This window comes from Streptomyces sp. NPDC044704, from assembly GCF_056433525.1.
The window spans coordinates 9,441-25,027 of the sequence record NZ_JBWKGY010000032.1 but is presented as its reverse complement, the minus strand read 5'-3'; the positions used below and the strand labels follow the sequence as shown (position 1 = coordinate 25,027).

Genomic DNA, 15,587 nt, shown 5'->3' with positions numbered 1-15,587 from the left:
CATCTCCTGGGACGTCGGAGATCATGGCGCCGCGCGGCCCGGCCGGGACGGCGCGGCATAGGGGCTGGTGGAGCCGGTGGGGACACGCACGCTGAGGTTCGAGCTGTACGCGGACACGGACGGGCTCGCCTGGGTCCGGGAACTCGTCGACCGGGAAGCCGCCTCCCGGCGCGCCCGCGTCACGGACCGGACCGTCGTACGCGCCCGCCCCGACGGCGGGCCGGCGGACGACGGTCACGACGGCCTCCTCGCGGAGCAGTGGGCCGTAGAGAACCCCGGGCGCAGGAGCGGCGGACGGGAGAGCGTCGGGCTGCGCGTCCGCCTGGACTGTTCGCTGCGCACCTACCGGGCCGTCCGCAAGGCGGTGATCCGGGGCCTGTGCCCGGAAGGCACGGCCCCGCACACCTGCCGCGTGCCCTGGTCCGCCTGGTGACGCCGGGCCCGTACGCGCGGCCGGTGCCGGCGGGCCCGGACCGGCGGCCGGTGCCGACGGGCCCCGGACCCGCGCGGCCCCCGGTCAGTCCACGAGCACCCCGGGGTTGAGGATGCCCCGCGGGTCCAGTGCCCCCTTCGCGGCCCGCAGCGCGAGGGCGAAGGGCTCGGGGCGCTGGCGGTCGTAGCCCGGCCGGTGGTCCCGGCCGACGGCGTGGTGGTGGGTGATGGTGGCCCGGTGGCGGTGCAGGACCTCGCCCGCCACGGCCTTCAGGTCGTCCCACAGGGCCACCTCGTCACCGGCGCGGCCCGCGGCGAGGACGGTGAAGTAGGGGGCCGCGCCGTCCGGATACACGTGTGTCAGGCGGCAGTTGACGGTCGCCGGGTGGCCGGTGGCCTTGAGCGCGGCCGCGCCGACCTCGGTGCGCACCGCTTCGATCAGGCCCGGGATCCGGTCCCAGGTGGCCGCCGTCTCGAACGTCTCCGCGACGGCGCCCATCCTGGCCAGCCCGTCGCGGAGGTACGGCATCCGCAGGAACGCCGAGCGCCAGGCGCCCACCGCCGCGTCGCCGCCCGCACCGCCGGACGGGTCCCCGTCCGGGATCCCGCCTTTGCCGCCGTACGAGCGGGCCAGGCCGACGGCCCGCTCCAGCCGGTCCGCCACCGGCGCGTCCGCCGACTCGAAGCCCAGCACCAGCACGGCGCTCCCGTCCCGCGCCGCGCCCGACAGCGCGGCCTCACCGGCGTCCAGCAGACGGCAGTTGGCGGGGGAGAGGTCGGACCGGGCGAGCGTGCGCACCGCCCGCAGCGCGTCCTGGAAGTCCGTGAAGGAGACCGCCGCGGACGCCTTGTGGCGGGGGCGTTCCTGGAGCCGCACCCACGCCTCGGTGATCACGCCCAGGGCCCCTTCGGAGCCCAGGAACAGCCGGTCGGGGGAGGGGCCCGCCCCGGAGGCCGGCAGCCGCCAGGAAGCGCTCGTACCGGCCGGGGTGACGACGCGCATCGACTGCACGAAGTCGTCGATGTGCGTGCGGCCGGTGGCGTAGTGGCCGCCCGCGCGGGTGGCCAGCCAGCCGCCGAGGGTGGAGAACTCGAAGCTCTGCGGGAAGTGCCGCAGGGTCAGGCCGTGGGGCCGCAACTGGTCTTCCAGGGCCGGTCCGAGGGTGCCTGCCTGGATGCGGGCGGCCCGGCCCTCGGTGTCGACCTCCAGGACGCGGCCCATGGCCGTCAGGTCGAGGGACAGCACCGCCCGGTGGGCGTCGCCGCGGTATTCCACGCCCCCGCTGACCGAGGAACCCCCGCCGTACGGGACGACGGCGACCTGCCGGTCACCGGCCCAGTCCAGCAGGGCGGCCACCTCGCGCTCGTCCGTCGGGCGCGCGACGAGGTCGGGTACGCGGCCGGGGCGCCCGCGCAGGGCCCGTACGACGTCGCGGTACGCCTTGCCCATCGCGTGGGCGGCGCGGTCCGCCGGGTCGGCGGTGACCAGGTGGGCCAGGCTCGTCGGGGGTTCGAGGACGGGGGCGCCGATGCCCAGGTCGCGGACGCGGGGCACGGGGAGCGGCCGGGCGAGGGTGCCGGGGAGCAGGGCGCCCAGCGCGGCGCACTCCGCGTCGTCGGGATGGGCGTCCGACCAGCCCCAGCCCCACCAGGAGCGGCTGCGGGACGTCGGCTGCGGGGTGGTGCCGGTCATGGGTGCGCTCCGGAGGTCGCAGGAATCTACCTAGAGGTAAATTACCTACTGATAATATCGGCTCATGGCAACCCCTCCTTCGAAGGCCGGCACCAAGGGAGTCCCGCGCGAGCACCGCCGCCGGCAGATGCTGGACGCCGCCACGGAGGAGTTCGGCACCCGTGGCTACGCGGCCGCGTCGCTCCCCGCCATCGCCGCGCGCGTGGGCGTCACCAAGACGCTGCTGCACCAGTACGTCGGCACCAAGGAGGAGCTGTACGTCGCCTGCCTGGTGCCCGTCGGCGAACGGCTCCTGGAGACGATCGGCACGGCCATGGGCCCGGACCCGGCCGCGCCGCACACGCCGCTGCGCGTGCTGCACGCCCTCTTCACCGCCCTGGAGGGACAGCGGGAGGCGTGGTTCGTGCTCTACGACACCTCGCTGCCGCCCGGCGGCGAGGCCGAGCGGCGGGCTTCGGCGTACCGGTCGGCCATCGACCGGCTCGCGGCCGGCGGCACCGCCGCACTGCTGCGCGCGGCCGGCTCGACGGACCCGCTGGACGCGGACGCGCTCAAATACGTCTGGCGGGACCTGGTCGCCACCCTCGTCCGCTGGTGGGTCAAGCACCCGGAACAGACGCCGGCGGCCATGACGCGGCGCTGCGCCCGTCTCTTCGCGGCCGCCGCGGGCCTGGCTTCGGACGCGTCCGCCGTCACCGGCGAGCCGGACGGCGGCTCCGGCTGACCCCCGGCCCCCGCCGCCCCGTGCGCCCCCTGCGGATTTCGAGGTCCACCGGACGGGTCTCGCGGTGGACTGCGAGGATGCGGGCATGGACCGAGTACTGAGCCGGCGGGAAGCGTCGGAGGCCGTCCACGACTACGGCTGGCGCTTTCTGCTGGGCACGTTGCGGACGTCGGTCCCGGTCGGATCGTTGGCTCGGGCGATCGGCCTGGCGGCGGACGCCGTCGCGGTGTGCGGCAGCAGCGCCGACCGGCACCTCCGGGTCGATGCCCGCCCCCAGCGGCTCGTGCTCACCCTCCAGTCGCCGGACCATGCGGCGGTGACCACCCGGGACGTCGAACTCGCGCGCCGGATCTCCGCCGCCGTCAAGGAGACCGGGTCGCCGATGACGGAGCCCGAGATCGGAACGGGGGCACCGCGGTCCGTCCAACTCGTGGAGATCGCGATCGATGCGCTGGACATCGCCGGGATCCGGCCGTTCTGGAAGGCGGTGCTGGGCTATGCCGACGAGGCGGGCGCCGAAGGGCCGGAGGATCCACTCGTCGACCCCGTCGGGCAGGGCCCGGCGATCTGGTTCCAGCAGATGGACCGGGCGCGCCCCCAGCGCAACCGCATCCACTTCGACGTCTGCGTTCCCCATGACGAGGCACCCCAGCGGATCGAGGCGGCGCTGGCGGCAGGGGGCCGGCTCGTGTCCGCGACCCGGGCCCCCGCGTTCTGGGTGCTCGCCGACGCGGAGGGGAACGAGGCCTGCGTGACCACGTGGCAGGGCCGGGACGACTGAGGCGCGCTCCGAAACCTCCGAGACCGGGAGGCGTGTTCGGCTAGGAGGCGTTTTCGTCCTTGAGGCCCTGGTCGGCCTTGAGCTTGCGCCACGCGGTCCCCAGCGCCTCCATGTCCCGCTCGTCGAGGAGTCCGGTGAAGACCGGTGCCAGGACCTCGCGCCGGGTGGCGTCGGCCTCGGCGAACACCGCGCGCCCCGCGTCCGTGAGGGACACCTCCACCGACCGGGCGTCACGCGCCGAGGGCGTACGGGTGACCAGCCCGCGCGCCCGTAGGGCGTCCACGACCCGGGACACCTGGCTGCGGCTGAGCAGCGTGCTGTTGCCGAGGACCGAGGCGGGTACGGGCTCGGGGCTCGAAGCCAGCCAGAGCATGACCTCGAACCAGGACACGGGCAGGTCATGGGCTTTCACCAGGGCGCGGTCCACGCGGTCGGTCAGCACGGTGCCGGCCCAGACCAGCCCGTAGAACGCGTAGTCGGCCGCGGGCATCTCGGCTTCGGTGAGCTTCTTCGGCATGTCGGCAGTCTAGAGGTTGCGTGCGCACGCACATAACTTTATGGTGTGTGTGCACGCACATAAATTACGTTCCGTGAAAGGCGACCGCCATGTCGACCCTCCCCACCACCCCCCGCACCGTCCTGATCACCGGGACTTCCTCCGGCATCGGCCTGGCCGCGGCCGTCGCGGCCGCCCGCGCGGGATGGCGCACGATCGCCACGCTGCGTGACACCGCCAAGGCCGATGCCCTGCGCGAGGCCGCCGCCCACGCCGGCGTCGAACTCGACGTCCGGCAGCTCGACGTCGTCGACGAACGCTCCGTGGCCGCCGCCGTCGACGGTGTGATCGCCGACTACGGACGCCTGGACGCCGTCGTCAACAACGCCGGCGCCGGACACGTCGGGACACTCGAACTCGAAACCGTCGCCGACGTCCGCGAGGTCATGGAGGTCAACTTCTTCGGCGTGCTGAACGTCTCCAAGGCGGCGCTGCCCCACCTGCGGGCCACCGGAGGCCGCCTGATCACGGTCACCAGCGTGGGCGGCGTCGTCGGCCAGCCCTTCAACGAGGCCTACTGCGCCGCGAAGTTCGCCGTCGAGGGATACATGGAGAGCCTGGCCCCCGTCGCGGGCGCCGTCGGCGTGAGCGTGTCCGTCGTCGAACCGGGCGCGGTGGCCACGGAGTTCGTCAACAACATCGGACTCGACATCGAGGGGCACGTCGCCGCGGCCGGTCCGTACGCCGACGCGCTGCGCCACTACGTGGACCGTACGGTCGGCCAGTTCCTGGACGGCGCCCAGACCCCCGCCGGTGCCGCCGAGGCCGTCATGGAGGCGCTGACCGCCGACCGCCCCGCGTTCCGCATCCAGACCTCGCAGTGGGCCCGCGACTTCACCGGGACCAAGCTGGCCGACGGGGACGGCTCCGCCGTCCTCGGCATGACCGGAGCCTGGGTCGCCGGAGCCTGACGGGCCCGCCCGGCCGAACTGCGCCCCGCGCGGAACCGGGCCATGATGGCCGGACACGCCCGAACCGGGAGGTGACGCGTACGCATGGACGAATCGCGACGGGCCTGGATCACCGTGGGCGGCGTCATGGCCGTCATCCTCCTCAACCTCACGGCCATCGTCCTGATGAACACCCTCGGACGTTGACGGGGGAGGGCTAGCCCACCGGTCGAAGGCTTTCGTCCGTGACGTGGAGCTCGCGCAGCGCCCGGGACCGGAACGAGGTGTTCCAGTGCAGGGCCGCGGGTTCGGCGACCGCCAGGGCCGGGAAGCGGGCCAGCAGCGTCGTGAGGGCGGTCGACACCTCCAGGCGGGCCAGGGGCGCGCCGAGGCAGTAGTGCACGCCGTGGCCCAGCGCGAGGTGCGCCAGGTCGGTCCGGCCGGGATCGAAGCGGTCCGCCTCCGGGTACCGCTCGGGGTCGCGGTGGGCGGAGGCCAGGCAGAGCAGCACCGTGTCGCCCGCCGGGACCGCGGTGCCGCCGATCTCGACGGGCTCGGTGGGGAAGCGCCGGATGGCGCTCTGGTTGGGGTGGGCGTACCGCAGGAGTTCCTCCACGGTCGCGTCGAGGAGGCCCGGGTCCCTGCGCAGGGCGTCGAGCCGGTCGGGGTGCCGGAGCAGGGTGAGCGTTCCGCCGCTGATCAGGTGCTGGGTGTTCTCGGTGCCGGCCAGCAGGATCAGGAAGGCGAGCGAGACGAGCTCGTCCTCGGTGAGCCGGTCCTCGTCGTCGCGCGCCACGATCAGCGCGGACAGCAGGTCGTCGCCGGGACGGGCCCGGCGCTCGGCGACCCAGCGCAGCAGCAGCCCGTAGATCCCCTTGACGGCGGTCGCGACGTCCTGCGGTCCCGCGGGCGCGACCATCGCACCGCCCCACGCGGCGAACTGTTCCCGGTCCGCCTCGGGGGCCCCGAAGAGGTCGCCGATGACGCGCAGGGGCAGCGGTGCGGCGAAGCCGGCCACGAGGTCCGCCCGGCCCTCGGCGGCGATCCGTCCGGCCAGCTCGGACGCCAGCCCCTCGGCCGCGGCCGTCACCCGGGGGCGGAGGGCGGCGGTGTGCCGCGGGGTGAACGCCTTGGAGACCAGGCGCCGCAGCCGCAGGTGGTCCGCGCCGTCGAGGTTCAGCAGGTTCGCGTCGAGGGCCGGGGGCAGGGAGAAGCCGCGGTAGCCGCTGCCCGCGTGCTTCTTGTCGACCGAGAGCCGGGGGTCGGCGAGTCCCGCCCGGACGTCGGCCTCCCGGGTCACCAGCCAGGCGAGCGTCCCGTCCGGCAGGGCGACCCGGTGCACCGGACCGGACTCCCGCAGCCGGCCGAGGACGCCGTGCGGATCGTCGCGGTAGGCCTCGTCGAACGGGGTGGCGCCGGGGTGGGCTGCGGACGGTGCGGTCATGGGTGTCCTCTGTCGCGGGGCGGGGGCGGGCCGGGCGGCCGGCGGACGGCCTCACGGTGGCGCGTCCTCGACCCCATGATGATCCACGGCGCCGCCCGGCCGTTCGAATCCGGACATCGGGAGACGGCCCGCGCGCATGACGGAGCCCCTGCGTGTCGAACACCGCTGATCGACGCGCAGGGGCTTCCTTCGCCGCGCCGCCTCGGGGCCGCGAGAGCCGCAAGCGGTCCCTGGGGGCGCGGCGTCTGCACCAGTGAACCAAGGGCCGACCCGTGGGGACGACTGGTTCCTGCAACGGAATCAGGCCACTGGTGCCCGTGTGGTTGCAGTGAATCATCCAAGAGCCGAATCGCGCAATATCCCGCGCACCTGCCAGGGCGAACGTTGAGCTCAGGTGGCAAATGCGCAATGGCGGTCCCTGTCGTCTCGGCGTTCGGTAGGTTGGGATGATCACGTCGGCGCCAGGTGCGCGCGGCAGGTATCCGGCAGGTATTCCAGGAGGTTCTCCGCATGGCAGCCCCGATGCGCCACCAGCTGTTCTCCTACGGCACCTTGCAGTTCCCCGAGGTCCAGCTGGCCCGGTTCGGCAGGCCGCTCGAAGGGGCTCCCGACGCGCTGCCCGGATTCCGGATCACCTACATCCGGATCACCGACCCGGAGGTGATCGCCGCGAGTGGCACCGACCGGCACCCCCTGCTCGTCGCCTCCTCGGACGAGGCCGACGCCGTCGAGGGCACGGTCTTCTCGATCACCGATGAGGAACTGGCCTCCGCGGACGACTACGAGGTCGACGACTACGCCCGGACCCGGGTCCTCCTGCGCTCCGGCACGAAGGCGTGGGCCTACCTCGGCGCGCAGGCGGCCCCGGCCGCCGACGGGGAGTCCGGTTCCGCCGCCTGACCGGCCCCGGGCCCCGCCGACGTCACTCCAGGTCGAGCAGCTGCTCGTGGAACCCTCCGAAGCCGCCCCGTTCGTCCACGAGGTGGACCTCCAGGATCCAGTGGCACCGCCAGTCGGCCCGGTCGGTGCGGCGCAGCGGGGTGTCGTTGTCGGGGGTGATGTACGACTCGGCCTTGGCTCCGTCGATGGTCTCGTGCGGGAACTCGCCGACCAGGTGGCCCGCGTGCCAGCCGCCGAGGCTCCAGCCGGCCTCGTGCGCGAGCCGCTCGACCTCGGCGTACAACTGCCGTCCGGTGATGTGCGGATCGGCCCGGAAGGCCCGCCGTCCGCCGGCGAAGACCTCTTCGAGGCCGTCGCGCAGGCGGTGCTTGGCCGGATCTTCACCGAAGACGAAGGTCCGGCCGAAGTCGGCCTCGTACTCCTCGAAGATGGGGCCGAAGTCGGCGAAGGCGATGTCGTCCCCGCCGATGATCCGGTCCGGCGGGTTCTCCTTGTACGGGAACAGGGTGTGGGGCCCGGAACGGACGATCCGCTTGTGCCAGTGCTTGGTGGTGCCGAACATCTCGTTCGCGAGGTCCCGGATCCGGTCGCTGACCTCCCGCTCACCGGCTCCGGGGGCGACCAGGCCCCGGGCTTCGACCTCGGTGAAGAGACGTACGGCCTTGCGCTGGGCCTCGACGAGCCCCAGGGCGCGCAGCTGCTCGTCCATGCGGTCGGGTACTCCCATGGTGCTGTTCCTCTTCCCGGTGTTACGGGGTCGCGCGCACGATCACGAGCGATCCCTGGTACGTCGCCTGCGTGCGCAGGTGCCCGAAGCGATCGTCCCAGGCCCCGGACTCCAGATCGCGGCGCAGTGTCCCGTCGAAGCGTTCGCGGACACCGTCGTCGACGAAGCTCCAGGCGGAGCAGGCCTGCCGGGCGGCGGGGTCGAGGAGCATCTCGGGCCGTCCGTAGTAGGCCTCGTTGAAGCCGTCGGTGCAGTCGAGGGGGATGGGTACGGTCTGGATGGTGCCGCTGCCGCCCAGGGCGGCCGCCATGTCCTCGATCGGAGGGTACCGGCGGGCTTCGGTGTCGAGGACCTCGGGGGCGTACTCGTGGAGCCAGAAGTCGCGCACGAGCTTGGGGTCGCAGGTCAGGACGACGACCGGGCCGCGGGTGACGCGGCGCATCTCGCGCAGGCCGGCCGTGACGTCGTTCCACTGGTGGACGCTGAAGAGGGTCATCGCGCCGTCGAACTCCCCGTCCCCGAAGGGGAGGGACTCGGCGACGGCGTCGACCGCTCGGGCGAGTCGGGCCGGGCGCTGGGCCCGCATGGACTCCGAGGGTTCCACGGCCGTCACCGCGCGGGCCGCGTTCTCGTACGATCCGGCGCCCGCGCCGACGTTCAGCACGGTCCGCGCCCCGTCCAGGGCCTCGGCGATGAACCGGGCGACCCGGGGGTCGGGCCTCCGGTAGGAGGCGTAACCGGTGCCGACGGCGCCGTAGTCGACGTCTCCGGCGCTGCCGTCCTGGGTGCGTGCGTTCATGGGTCCTTACCTCGCCTCGTGAGCAGGAACAGGGAGGGGCGCCACGGGTCGCGGCGCGCGGGTCGTGCGGGAGCGGGGGTGGCTGCGGTGGCAGCGGACGGGCGCTACGACCAGAGCGCGAAACGCTCCCAGCCGCCGTCGCCGCCGCCGGCTGCGACTCCGACTCCGGCGCGTTCGTAGCGCAGCCGTGTGTGGAGGCGGCTCTCGGCCGCCTGCCAGAACTCCACCTCGGTCGCCTCCAGCGTGTACAGCGTCCAGGCGGAATCCACGAGCGAGGGCTCGCGCCGGATCAGGGCCAGGGAGCCCGCGACGGCCCGCTCCTGCTCGGCCGGGTCCGTCAGGTACTGGCTCTGGCGGCCCAGCAATGACTCCGCGCGGGCGGTGGCCGAACGGCCCAGGAAGTCCGCCGCGTTGTCCCGCGCCGAGCCCGTGGTGACGCTCCCGCGCACCCTCACCTGCCGGCCGTGCTCCGGCCAGTAGAAGGTGAGCGCCGCCCGCGGATGGCACGCGAGCTGCCCGCCCTTGGGACTGAAGGCGTGCCCCGCGAAGCTCCACCCGGAGGTGTCCACGCCCTTGAGGATCAGTGTGCGGGCGTCGGGGTCACCGGCCGCGTCCACCGTCGACAGCGTCATCGCGTGCGGATCGGGAACGCCCGCCGCGACCGCCTCGGCGAGCCACGCCAGGAACAGGGCGGCCGGTTCGGCCGGAGCCCGGTCGCGGTCGAACGCGGGCAGCGGGCGCGCGAACACGTCGATGCTCCTGAGCCACTGGCGGACGTCCGCGCCGCCGCCTCCTGTGTCAGCCACCCGATACGCCTTCCTCCGCCCGGCAACCCTTCACCCGCCATCCTGCATCTGCTACCTGATCGATGGCAATCGCATGGCAAATGCTTAGTTGATCGGCCAAAAATCGACACCGGTGCCGGTTGGATGTTGGAGAGAGCCACGACTCGGCTCCCGCCCGCCGAACCGGAGCGGAACAGGAAACTTAGGGTAGCCTTACTTGCGGGGGTGGCTCGGTGTGGAGAGCCGGGCCCCGCCCGTGACCAGGGGCGGGCCCGTGATCCCCGGAGTCCCGGACAGGCCGGGCACTTCAGTCTGTGGAGGTAGGCCCGTGGCCACAACCGCTCTGCTCGGCGCCCCCGTTGCGAGCCGGACGCCCGACACCGTGGTGGACGACGACTTCATCGCGGCCGGCGGACACCCCCTGCACGTCCACGACTTCCACCAGTTCCTCTACGTGCCCATGGGCCGGATCACGGTGACCATCGGCCGCGAGGAGCACCAGCTCGACCCCTCGGTCGGCCTGTGGATCCCGGCAGGGGTGTGGCACAGCGCCCGCTTCGAACCGGACTCGCTCATCGTCGTCGAGGCCTTCGACCCCGAGGCGCACCACCTCCCGTACCCCGGGCCGGCCGTCATCAACGTCACCGGCGCCCAGCGGACGTTGCTGCTCGCCCGGATGCGCAGTTCGGAGCCCGTCCCGGACGATCCGGCCGTCTTCGCGGCGCTGAGCGGCGGACACCCGGACTCCCTGCCGCTGCCCCAGCCCGTCAGCCGGGCCGCCGCGGAGGTCGCCCGGCTGCTGTCCCGACGGCCCAACGACCCGCGAACCGCCACCGAATGGGCCCGGGACGTCTACACCAGCTCGACCAGCCTGCGCCGTTCCTTCCGGGACGAGACCGGCCTGGCCTTCTCCGAGTGGCGCACCCGGCTGCGGCTGAACTGCTCGCTGGAACTGCTGGCCCAGGGACTCCTGGTGGGGACCGTGGCCGCCCGCGTGGGCTTCACCAGCGTCAACGGCTACATAGCGGCCTTCCGGCGCTACTTCGGTGAAACGCCGGGCTCCTACAGCCGCCAGTCGCCCTGACGGCCCCCGCGGCACGGCACCGGACCCGGCCCCGGCGCCGTGGCGACCCGCAGCGGCCGCGCCGACGCCGGGGCCGCCGCGGGCCGCCGTCACCAGGCCGCGGCCACCCCGTCGGCGGTGGTCACGTACGCGCACCGGCCGGCCGCCCACTCCAGTGCCATCCGGTGCTCCGCGGACGAGAAGTCCGCCACCGCGTCGGCCACCACGAACGCCTGGACGTCCTGCATCCAGGCGTCGCAGGCCGTCATCATGACGCCGATGTGCGCGTACACCCCGGTGATCACCAACTGGTCCCGGCCGAGGGAGCGCATCCGCTCCAGCAGGTCGGTACGGACGAAGGCGCTGTACTTCCACTTCGTCAGCACGGTGTCCCCGGGCCCCGGCGCGACGGCCGGCGCGATCGCCTCGGCCTCGGGGTCGGCGGGCAGCCCGGGACCCCAGAAGTCCTGCTGGAGCCCCCGCTCCCGCGCGCTCTGGCCCCCCGGCTGCGCGGTGTAGAACACCGGGACGCCCGCCCGGGCCGCCTCCTCCCGGAGCCGGGCCACCCCCCGGAGCAGTCCGGTGACGGGCTGCCGGGTGGCGTCGTAGGCAGACAGGAAGTAGTTCTGCAGGTCGTGGACCAGCAGCACCGACCGCCGCGGATCCGGCTTCCAGTCCACCCGGTTCGCGGGCAGTTCGGCGGCGGTGGGCATCGGGTAGGGGGCGACGGCGGGCAGGGCCATGGGAGTTCCGTTCGGAGTGCGGGGGAGGCGGCAGCGGGGGAGGGGGAGGACAGGGGGAGCGGTTCGGATCAGGGGCGGGCGGGGGTGCGGGTGCGCAGGTCCTTCTTGGAGATCTTGCCGACCCCGGTGGTGGGGAAGGCGGTGACGAACACCACCCGGTCGGGCACCTTGTACGCGGCCAGCCCGCGTTCCCGTACGAACCTGCGCAGCGCGGTGCCCGTGGCGGGCTCGGCGTCCGCGCGCAGGATCACGTAGGCGCAGGTCCGTTCGCCGAGGTAGGGGTCGGGCTCGGCGACCACGTTGGCGTCGTGCACGGCGGGGTGGGCGAGGAGGTGGTTCTCCACCTCCTCGGCGGCGATCTTCTCCCCGCCGCGGTTGATCTGGTCCTTCGCCCGCCCCTCGACCACCAGGTGGCCGGTCGGGGTGGCCCGGACGAGGTCGCCCGTACGGTAGAAGCCGTCCTCGGTGAACGAACGGGCGTTGTGCTCGGGGGCGTTCCAGTAGCCGCGGATGGTGTAGGGGCCGCGGGTGAGCAGGTGACCGACCGTGCCGGGCGGCACCGGCCGGTCCTCGTCGTCGACGATCAGGATCTCGTCGTCCGGTGAGATGGGCCGCCCCTGGGTGGTGACGACGACCTCCTCGGGATCGTCGAGCCGGGTGTAGTTGACCAGGCCCTCGGCCATCCCGAACACCTGCTGGAGGGTGCACCCCAGGGCGGGCCGCACCCGGCGCGCCGCCTCCTCGCTGAACTTGGCGCCGCCGACGAGGAGGACCTCCAGGCTGCTCAGATCGTGCGTGGTGTGCCCGGCGGCGTCGGTCCACAGCAGGGCCAGCGGCGGCACCAGGCCGGTGATCGTCACCCCCTCCGCCTCGATGAGGGGGAAGGCCACGTCGGGCACCGGCTGCGGGGCGAGCACGACGCGGCCGCCCGCGTACAGTGCGCCGAGCGAACCGGGCGACGAGAGCGGGAAGTTGTGCGCGGCCGGCAGGGCGACGAGGTAGACGGAGCCGGCGTCCACCCCGCACAGCTCGTTGGAGCCGCGCAGCGAGTAGAGGTAGTCGTCGTGGGTGCGGGGGATCAGCTTCGGCACGCCCGTACTGCCGCCCGACAGCTGGAGGAAGGCCAGGTCCTGCGGGCCCGGCTGGTGCGCGGGGAAGTCCGGGCCCGGATCCTCGGGCACCTCGGCCAGGGCGGTGAACCTCCCCGGATCCCCGTCGGCCACGAACACGTGCCGCAGCTCCGGCGCGTCCTCCCGTACCGCCGCGGCCAGTTCGCGGTAGTCGAAACCGGCGTGCGCGGAGGGGATCACGTAGGCGGCGGCCCCGGTGAAGGAGCAGAAGTACCCGATCTCGGAACGCCGGTGGGCGGGCAGCGCGAACACGGGCAGCGCCCCGAGGCGGAACAGTGCGAACACCACCTCGAAGAACTCGGCGCAGTTGGGCAGCTGGACGACGACCTTGTCCCCGGCTCCGATGCCGCGGGCGGCGAAGCCGGCGGCCATCCGGTCGGCCCGCAGGTCGAGTTCGCCGTACGTCCAGGTACGACGGCCGCCGTCCGGGCCGCCGGCTGGGTCTACGACCGCGATCCGTTCGGGGTGGGCGGCGGCCCGTTCGGCGAGCATCCCGCCGAAGGTCTCGCCGCGCCACCAGCCGGCCGCCCGGTAGCGGTCGGCGAACTCGGCGGGCCACACGGGTGCCTGGGTGCTCACAGCGCGACCCCCACGGCCTGCAGGAACGTACGGAACTTGGCGGCGGTCTCCGCGGTCTCCTCCTCGGGACGGGAGTCCGGGACGATCCCGGCCCCGGCGTACAGCCGCAGTCGCCCGCCGCCCCGCCCGCCCCCGCCGTCCTCCGCCTCGGCGCAGCGGATGGTGACGACCCACTCGCCGTCGCCGGACGCGTCCTGCCAGCCGACCATCCCGGTGAAGAAGCCCCGGTCGAAGCCCTCGGTCTCGGCGATGACCCGGCGCGCGACATCGGTCGGGGTCCCGCATACGGCCGGGGTGGGGTGGAGGGCGCCGGCCAGGTCCAGGGCGGTCAGCTCGGGGCCGGCCACGGTCGCGGTGAGGGTGGTGGACAGGTGCCACATGGTGGCCGTACGGATCAGCGTGGGCCGCTCCGGTACGACCAGGCCGGTCGTGTACGGGGCCAGCGCACGGCGCATGGCGTCGACCACGACGGCGTGCTCGTGCAGGTCCTTCGGCGAACGGAGCAGGGCCGCGGCCCGGCTGACGTCCTCGGCGAGATCGGCGCTGCGCGGGGTGGACCCGGCGAGCGGATTGGCGACGAGGCGCTCCCCGCGGCGGGACACCAGCAGTTCCGGGCTGGCGCCGACGAGGGTCCGGCCGGGGCCGGTGGGCAGGGCGAAGTTGTAGGCGCCGGGGTCCCGGCGGGCCAGCCGCTGGAGCATCGCGGGCAGGTCGAGCGGGGCGTCGGAGGCCAGGTCCAGGGCGCGGGCGAGGACCACCTTGGTGAACTCGCCCGCGCGCATGCGCCGGACGGCGTCCTCGACCCCCCGGCCGTAGACCTCGGGCTCCGGGACGGGGGTCACCGTCCACCGGGCGCCGGAGGCGGGCTCGGGCGGCAGGGCGATGAGGGGGTCGGAGGCCAGCGGAGGTCCCTCGAACACGGTCTCCGGCACGACCAGGGCGGCGGGCGCGTCCGGTGCGAAGGGGATGCTCCCGATCACCAGGGGCCGGGCGTGGCCGCCGCCGGCGGCCCGGGCCACGGCGGAGCGGACCCGCTCCGGAAGGGGGCGGCCGTCGTCGGGCACCTCCGCGTGCACGCCCTCGGTGAGCAGGGTGCGGGTCGGGGTGGCCAGGAAGCGCAGCCCGGGCCGGTAGGCGTCGAGCAGGCTGGTGGCGGCGCCCACCGAGGGGTGGGCGGGCTCGCCGGCTGCGGTGGGGGTGGCGGTTGGGTGGACCGTCGGCACGGTGACTCCTGTTCGGGGAGGGGAGGGAGGGGAGACAGGGGGAAGTCGTGAGGGGCTGGTGGGGCTGGTCGAGCTGGTGGGGCCCGAGGTGCGGCCGTGCTCAGCGCAGCGTGGCGCCGCCGTCCACGTAGAGGTCCTGCATGGTGATGTGACGGGCCTGGTCGGAGCAGAGGAAGGCGACCGAGTCGGCGATGTCCTGGGGGTCGGCGATCCGGCCCAGCGGTATGCCGGTGCGGTAGCTGGCGAGGTCCCCGTCGAGGACCCGTCGCGGCGCGTCCGGGTCGGTCCACAGGGCGCGCTGCATGGGAGTGTCGGTGGAACCGGGACAGACCGCGTTGCAGCGGACACCGCTGCCCGCGTACTCCAGCCCGACGCACTTGGTGAACATCACGGACGCCGCCTTGGACGCGGCGTACGCGGCCATGTGGGTCCGCGGTACGCCGGCGGCGTTGGAGGCGACGGTGACGATGCTGCCGCCGCCGCGCAGGGCCATCGCGCCGACGACGGCCCGGGTGGTGTGGAAGACGCCGGTGGTGTTCACGGCGAAGGTCCGGGCCCAGTCCTCGTCGGTGAGTTCGGCGGCGGGCGCGGTGCGCAGCACCCCGGCGACGTTGACGAGGATGTCCACCGGGCCGAGCTCCCGCTCGACCCGGGCGACGGTCGCGTCGACCGCCGTACGGTCGGTCACGTCCATGGGGTACGCGTGGACGCGGCCGGACCGCTCCCCGCCGGCGGGCCGGCCTCGTCCGCCGACCGGGTCGGCGAGCTCGGTCAGGGTGGCGGCGCGCAGGTCGGTCGCGGCGACCTCGGCGCCGAGCCCGGCCAGGGTGCGGGCGACGGCCTCGCCGATGCCCCGTGCGGCCCCGGTGACCAGCGCGATCCGTCCGTCGAGCCGGGACCGGCCGGTCAGTGTGGCAGCGGACATGGGTCCGTCCTCCAGAGATGAGATGAGATGAGGGGATGGGGATGGGGCGGGTGGGGACCGGGGTCCGGTGGCGGGGCGGCCCCCCCCGCCCCCCGCCCGCCCCCCCCCCGGGGGGGGGGGGGCCGGGCGGGGGGGGGCCGGCCCGGCCACCATAGGTGCGGTTGGGGGGACCGCCGCGGGGGGCCTCACGGTC

At 74.0% G+C, this 15,587-nt stretch carries 16 protein-coding genes; 6 read left to right on the top strand and 10 right to left on the bottom strand.

Going from position 1 to position 15,587, the window contains the following annotated elements; genetic code table 11:
• Positions 1–76: 76 nt before the first annotated feature.
• Positions 77–433 carry a hypothetical protein gene (locus AC07B0_RS38365; RefSeq protein ID WP_478900322.1) on the top strand — a complete coding sequence of 119 codons (357 nt, stop codon included), beginning with the start codon at positions 77–79 and terminating at the stop codon, positions 431–433.
• Positions 434–517: 84 nt separating this feature from the next.
• Here AC07B0_RS38365 and AC07B0_RS38360 read toward each other — a convergent pair whose 3' ends face one another.
• Positions 518–2,125, bottom strand: a complete 1,608-nt coding sequence (locus tag AC07B0_RS38360) for an FAD-binding oxidoreductase (protein WP_356881483.1) — start codon at positions 2,123–2,125, stop codon at positions 518–520.
• A gap of 64 nt (positions 2,126–2,189) precedes the next feature.
• On the opposite strand from AC07B0_RS38360, the gene AC07B0_RS38355 reads away from it, so the two are divergent.
• Entirely contained in the window at positions 2,190–2,849 is a 660-nt protein-coding gene (locus AC07B0_RS38355) for a TetR/AcrR family transcriptional regulator (protein WP_356881485.1), read from the top strand.
• 85 nt (positions 2,850–2,934) lie between these two features.
• Positions 2,935–3,630 carry a VOC family protein gene (locus tag AC07B0_RS38350; protein ID WP_478900321.1) on the top strand — a complete coding sequence of 232 codons (696 nt, stop codon included), beginning with the start codon at positions 2,935–2,937 and terminating at the stop codon, positions 3,628–3,630.
• A gap of 40 nt (positions 3,631–3,670) precedes the next feature.
• On the opposite strand, the gene AC07B0_RS38345 is transcribed toward AC07B0_RS38350, so the two are convergent.
• Positions 3,671–4,147, bottom strand: a complete 477-nt coding sequence (locus tag AC07B0_RS38345; protein ID WP_478900320.1) for a MarR family winged helix-turn-helix transcriptional regulator — start codon at positions 4,145–4,147, stop codon at positions 3,671–3,673.
• Positions 4,148–4,236: 89 nt separating this feature from the next.
• Between AC07B0_RS38345 and AC07B0_RS38340 the strand changes: the two genes are divergently transcribed.
• Positions 4,237–5,097, top strand: a complete 861-nt coding sequence (locus AC07B0_RS38340; RefSeq protein WP_469384121.1) for an SDR family NAD(P)-dependent oxidoreductase — start codon at positions 4,237–4,239, stop codon at positions 5,095–5,097.
• Positions 5,098–5,293: 196 nt separating this feature from the next.
• On the opposite strand, the gene AC07B0_RS38335 is transcribed toward AC07B0_RS38340, so the two are convergent.
• Entirely contained in the window at positions 5,294–6,520 is a 1,227-nt protein-coding gene (locus tag AC07B0_RS38335) for a cytochrome P450 family protein (RefSeq protein ID WP_478900318.1), read from the bottom strand.
• Between the two features lie 510 nt (positions 6,521–7,030).
• Between AC07B0_RS38335 and AC07B0_RS38330 the strand changes: the two genes are divergently transcribed.
• On the top strand, positions 7,031–7,420 hold the full coding sequence (locus AC07B0_RS38330) for a gamma-glutamylcyclotransferase family protein (RefSeq protein WP_469384116.1): 390 nt from the start codon (positions 7,031–7,033) through the stop codon (positions 7,418–7,420).
• A 22-nt stretch (positions 7,421–7,442) separates the two neighbouring features.
• Here the strand turns inward: AC07B0_RS38330 and AC07B0_RS38325 are convergent, their stop codons facing one another.
• From AC07B0_RS38325 to AC07B0_RS38315, 3 genes are all read right to left on the bottom strand, one after another.
• Positions 7,443–8,147, bottom strand: a complete 705-nt coding sequence (locus AC07B0_RS38325; RefSeq protein ID WP_478900316.1) for a M24 family metallopeptidase — start codon at positions 8,145–8,147, stop codon at positions 7,443–7,445.
• Positions 8,148–8,169: 22 nt separating this feature from the next.
• Entirely contained in the window at positions 8,170–8,946 is a 777-nt protein-coding gene (locus AC07B0_RS38320) for a class I SAM-dependent methyltransferase (protein WP_478900315.1), read from the bottom strand.
• 104 nt (positions 8,947–9,050) lie between these two features.
• A complete protein-coding gene (locus AC07B0_RS38315) occupies positions 9,051–9,752 on the bottom strand; it encodes a pyridoxine/pyridoxamine 5'-phosphate oxidase (protein WP_478900313.1) in 702 nt (233 codons plus the stop codon).
• A gap of 307 nt (positions 9,753–10,059) precedes the next feature.
• On the opposite strand from AC07B0_RS38315, the gene AC07B0_RS38310 reads away from it, so the two are divergent.
• Positions 10,060–10,815, top strand: a complete 756-nt coding sequence (locus tag AC07B0_RS38310; protein ID WP_478900311.1) for a helix-turn-helix transcriptional regulator — start codon at positions 10,060–10,062, stop codon at positions 10,813–10,815.
• Positions 10,816–10,904: 89 nt separating this feature from the next.
• On the opposite strand, the gene AC07B0_RS38305 is transcribed toward AC07B0_RS38310, so the two are convergent.
• The 4 genes from AC07B0_RS38305 to AC07B0_RS38290 form a co-directional block, all read right to left on the bottom strand.
• Positions 10,905–11,537, bottom strand: coding sequence for an isochorismatase family protein (locus AC07B0_RS38305; RefSeq protein ID WP_478900310.1), 633 nt, complete (start codon positions 11,535–11,537; stop codon positions 10,905–10,907).
• 68 nt (positions 11,538–11,605) lie between these two features.
• Positions 11,606–13,246, bottom strand: a complete 1,641-nt coding sequence (locus AC07B0_RS38300) for a (2,3-dihydroxybenzoyl)adenylate synthase (protein ID WP_356881508.1) — start codon at positions 13,244–13,246, stop codon at positions 11,606–11,608.
• A complete protein-coding gene (locus tag AC07B0_RS38295) occupies positions 13,243–14,469 on the bottom strand; it encodes an isochorismate synthase (protein WP_478900309.1) in 1,227 nt (408 codons plus the stop codon). Before AC07B0_RS38295 ends, AC07B0_RS38300 begins: the two co-directional genes overlap by 4 nt.
• Before the next feature lie 100 nt (positions 14,470–14,569).
• The gene (locus AC07B0_RS38290; RefSeq protein WP_478900308.1) at positions 14,570–15,394 is read right to left on the bottom strand and encodes a 2,3-dihydro-2,3-dihydroxybenzoate dehydrogenase; all 825 of its coding nucleotides are present in this window, start codon (positions 15,392–15,394) and stop codon (positions 14,570–14,572) included.
• Positions 15,395–15,587 lie beyond the last annotated feature (193 nt).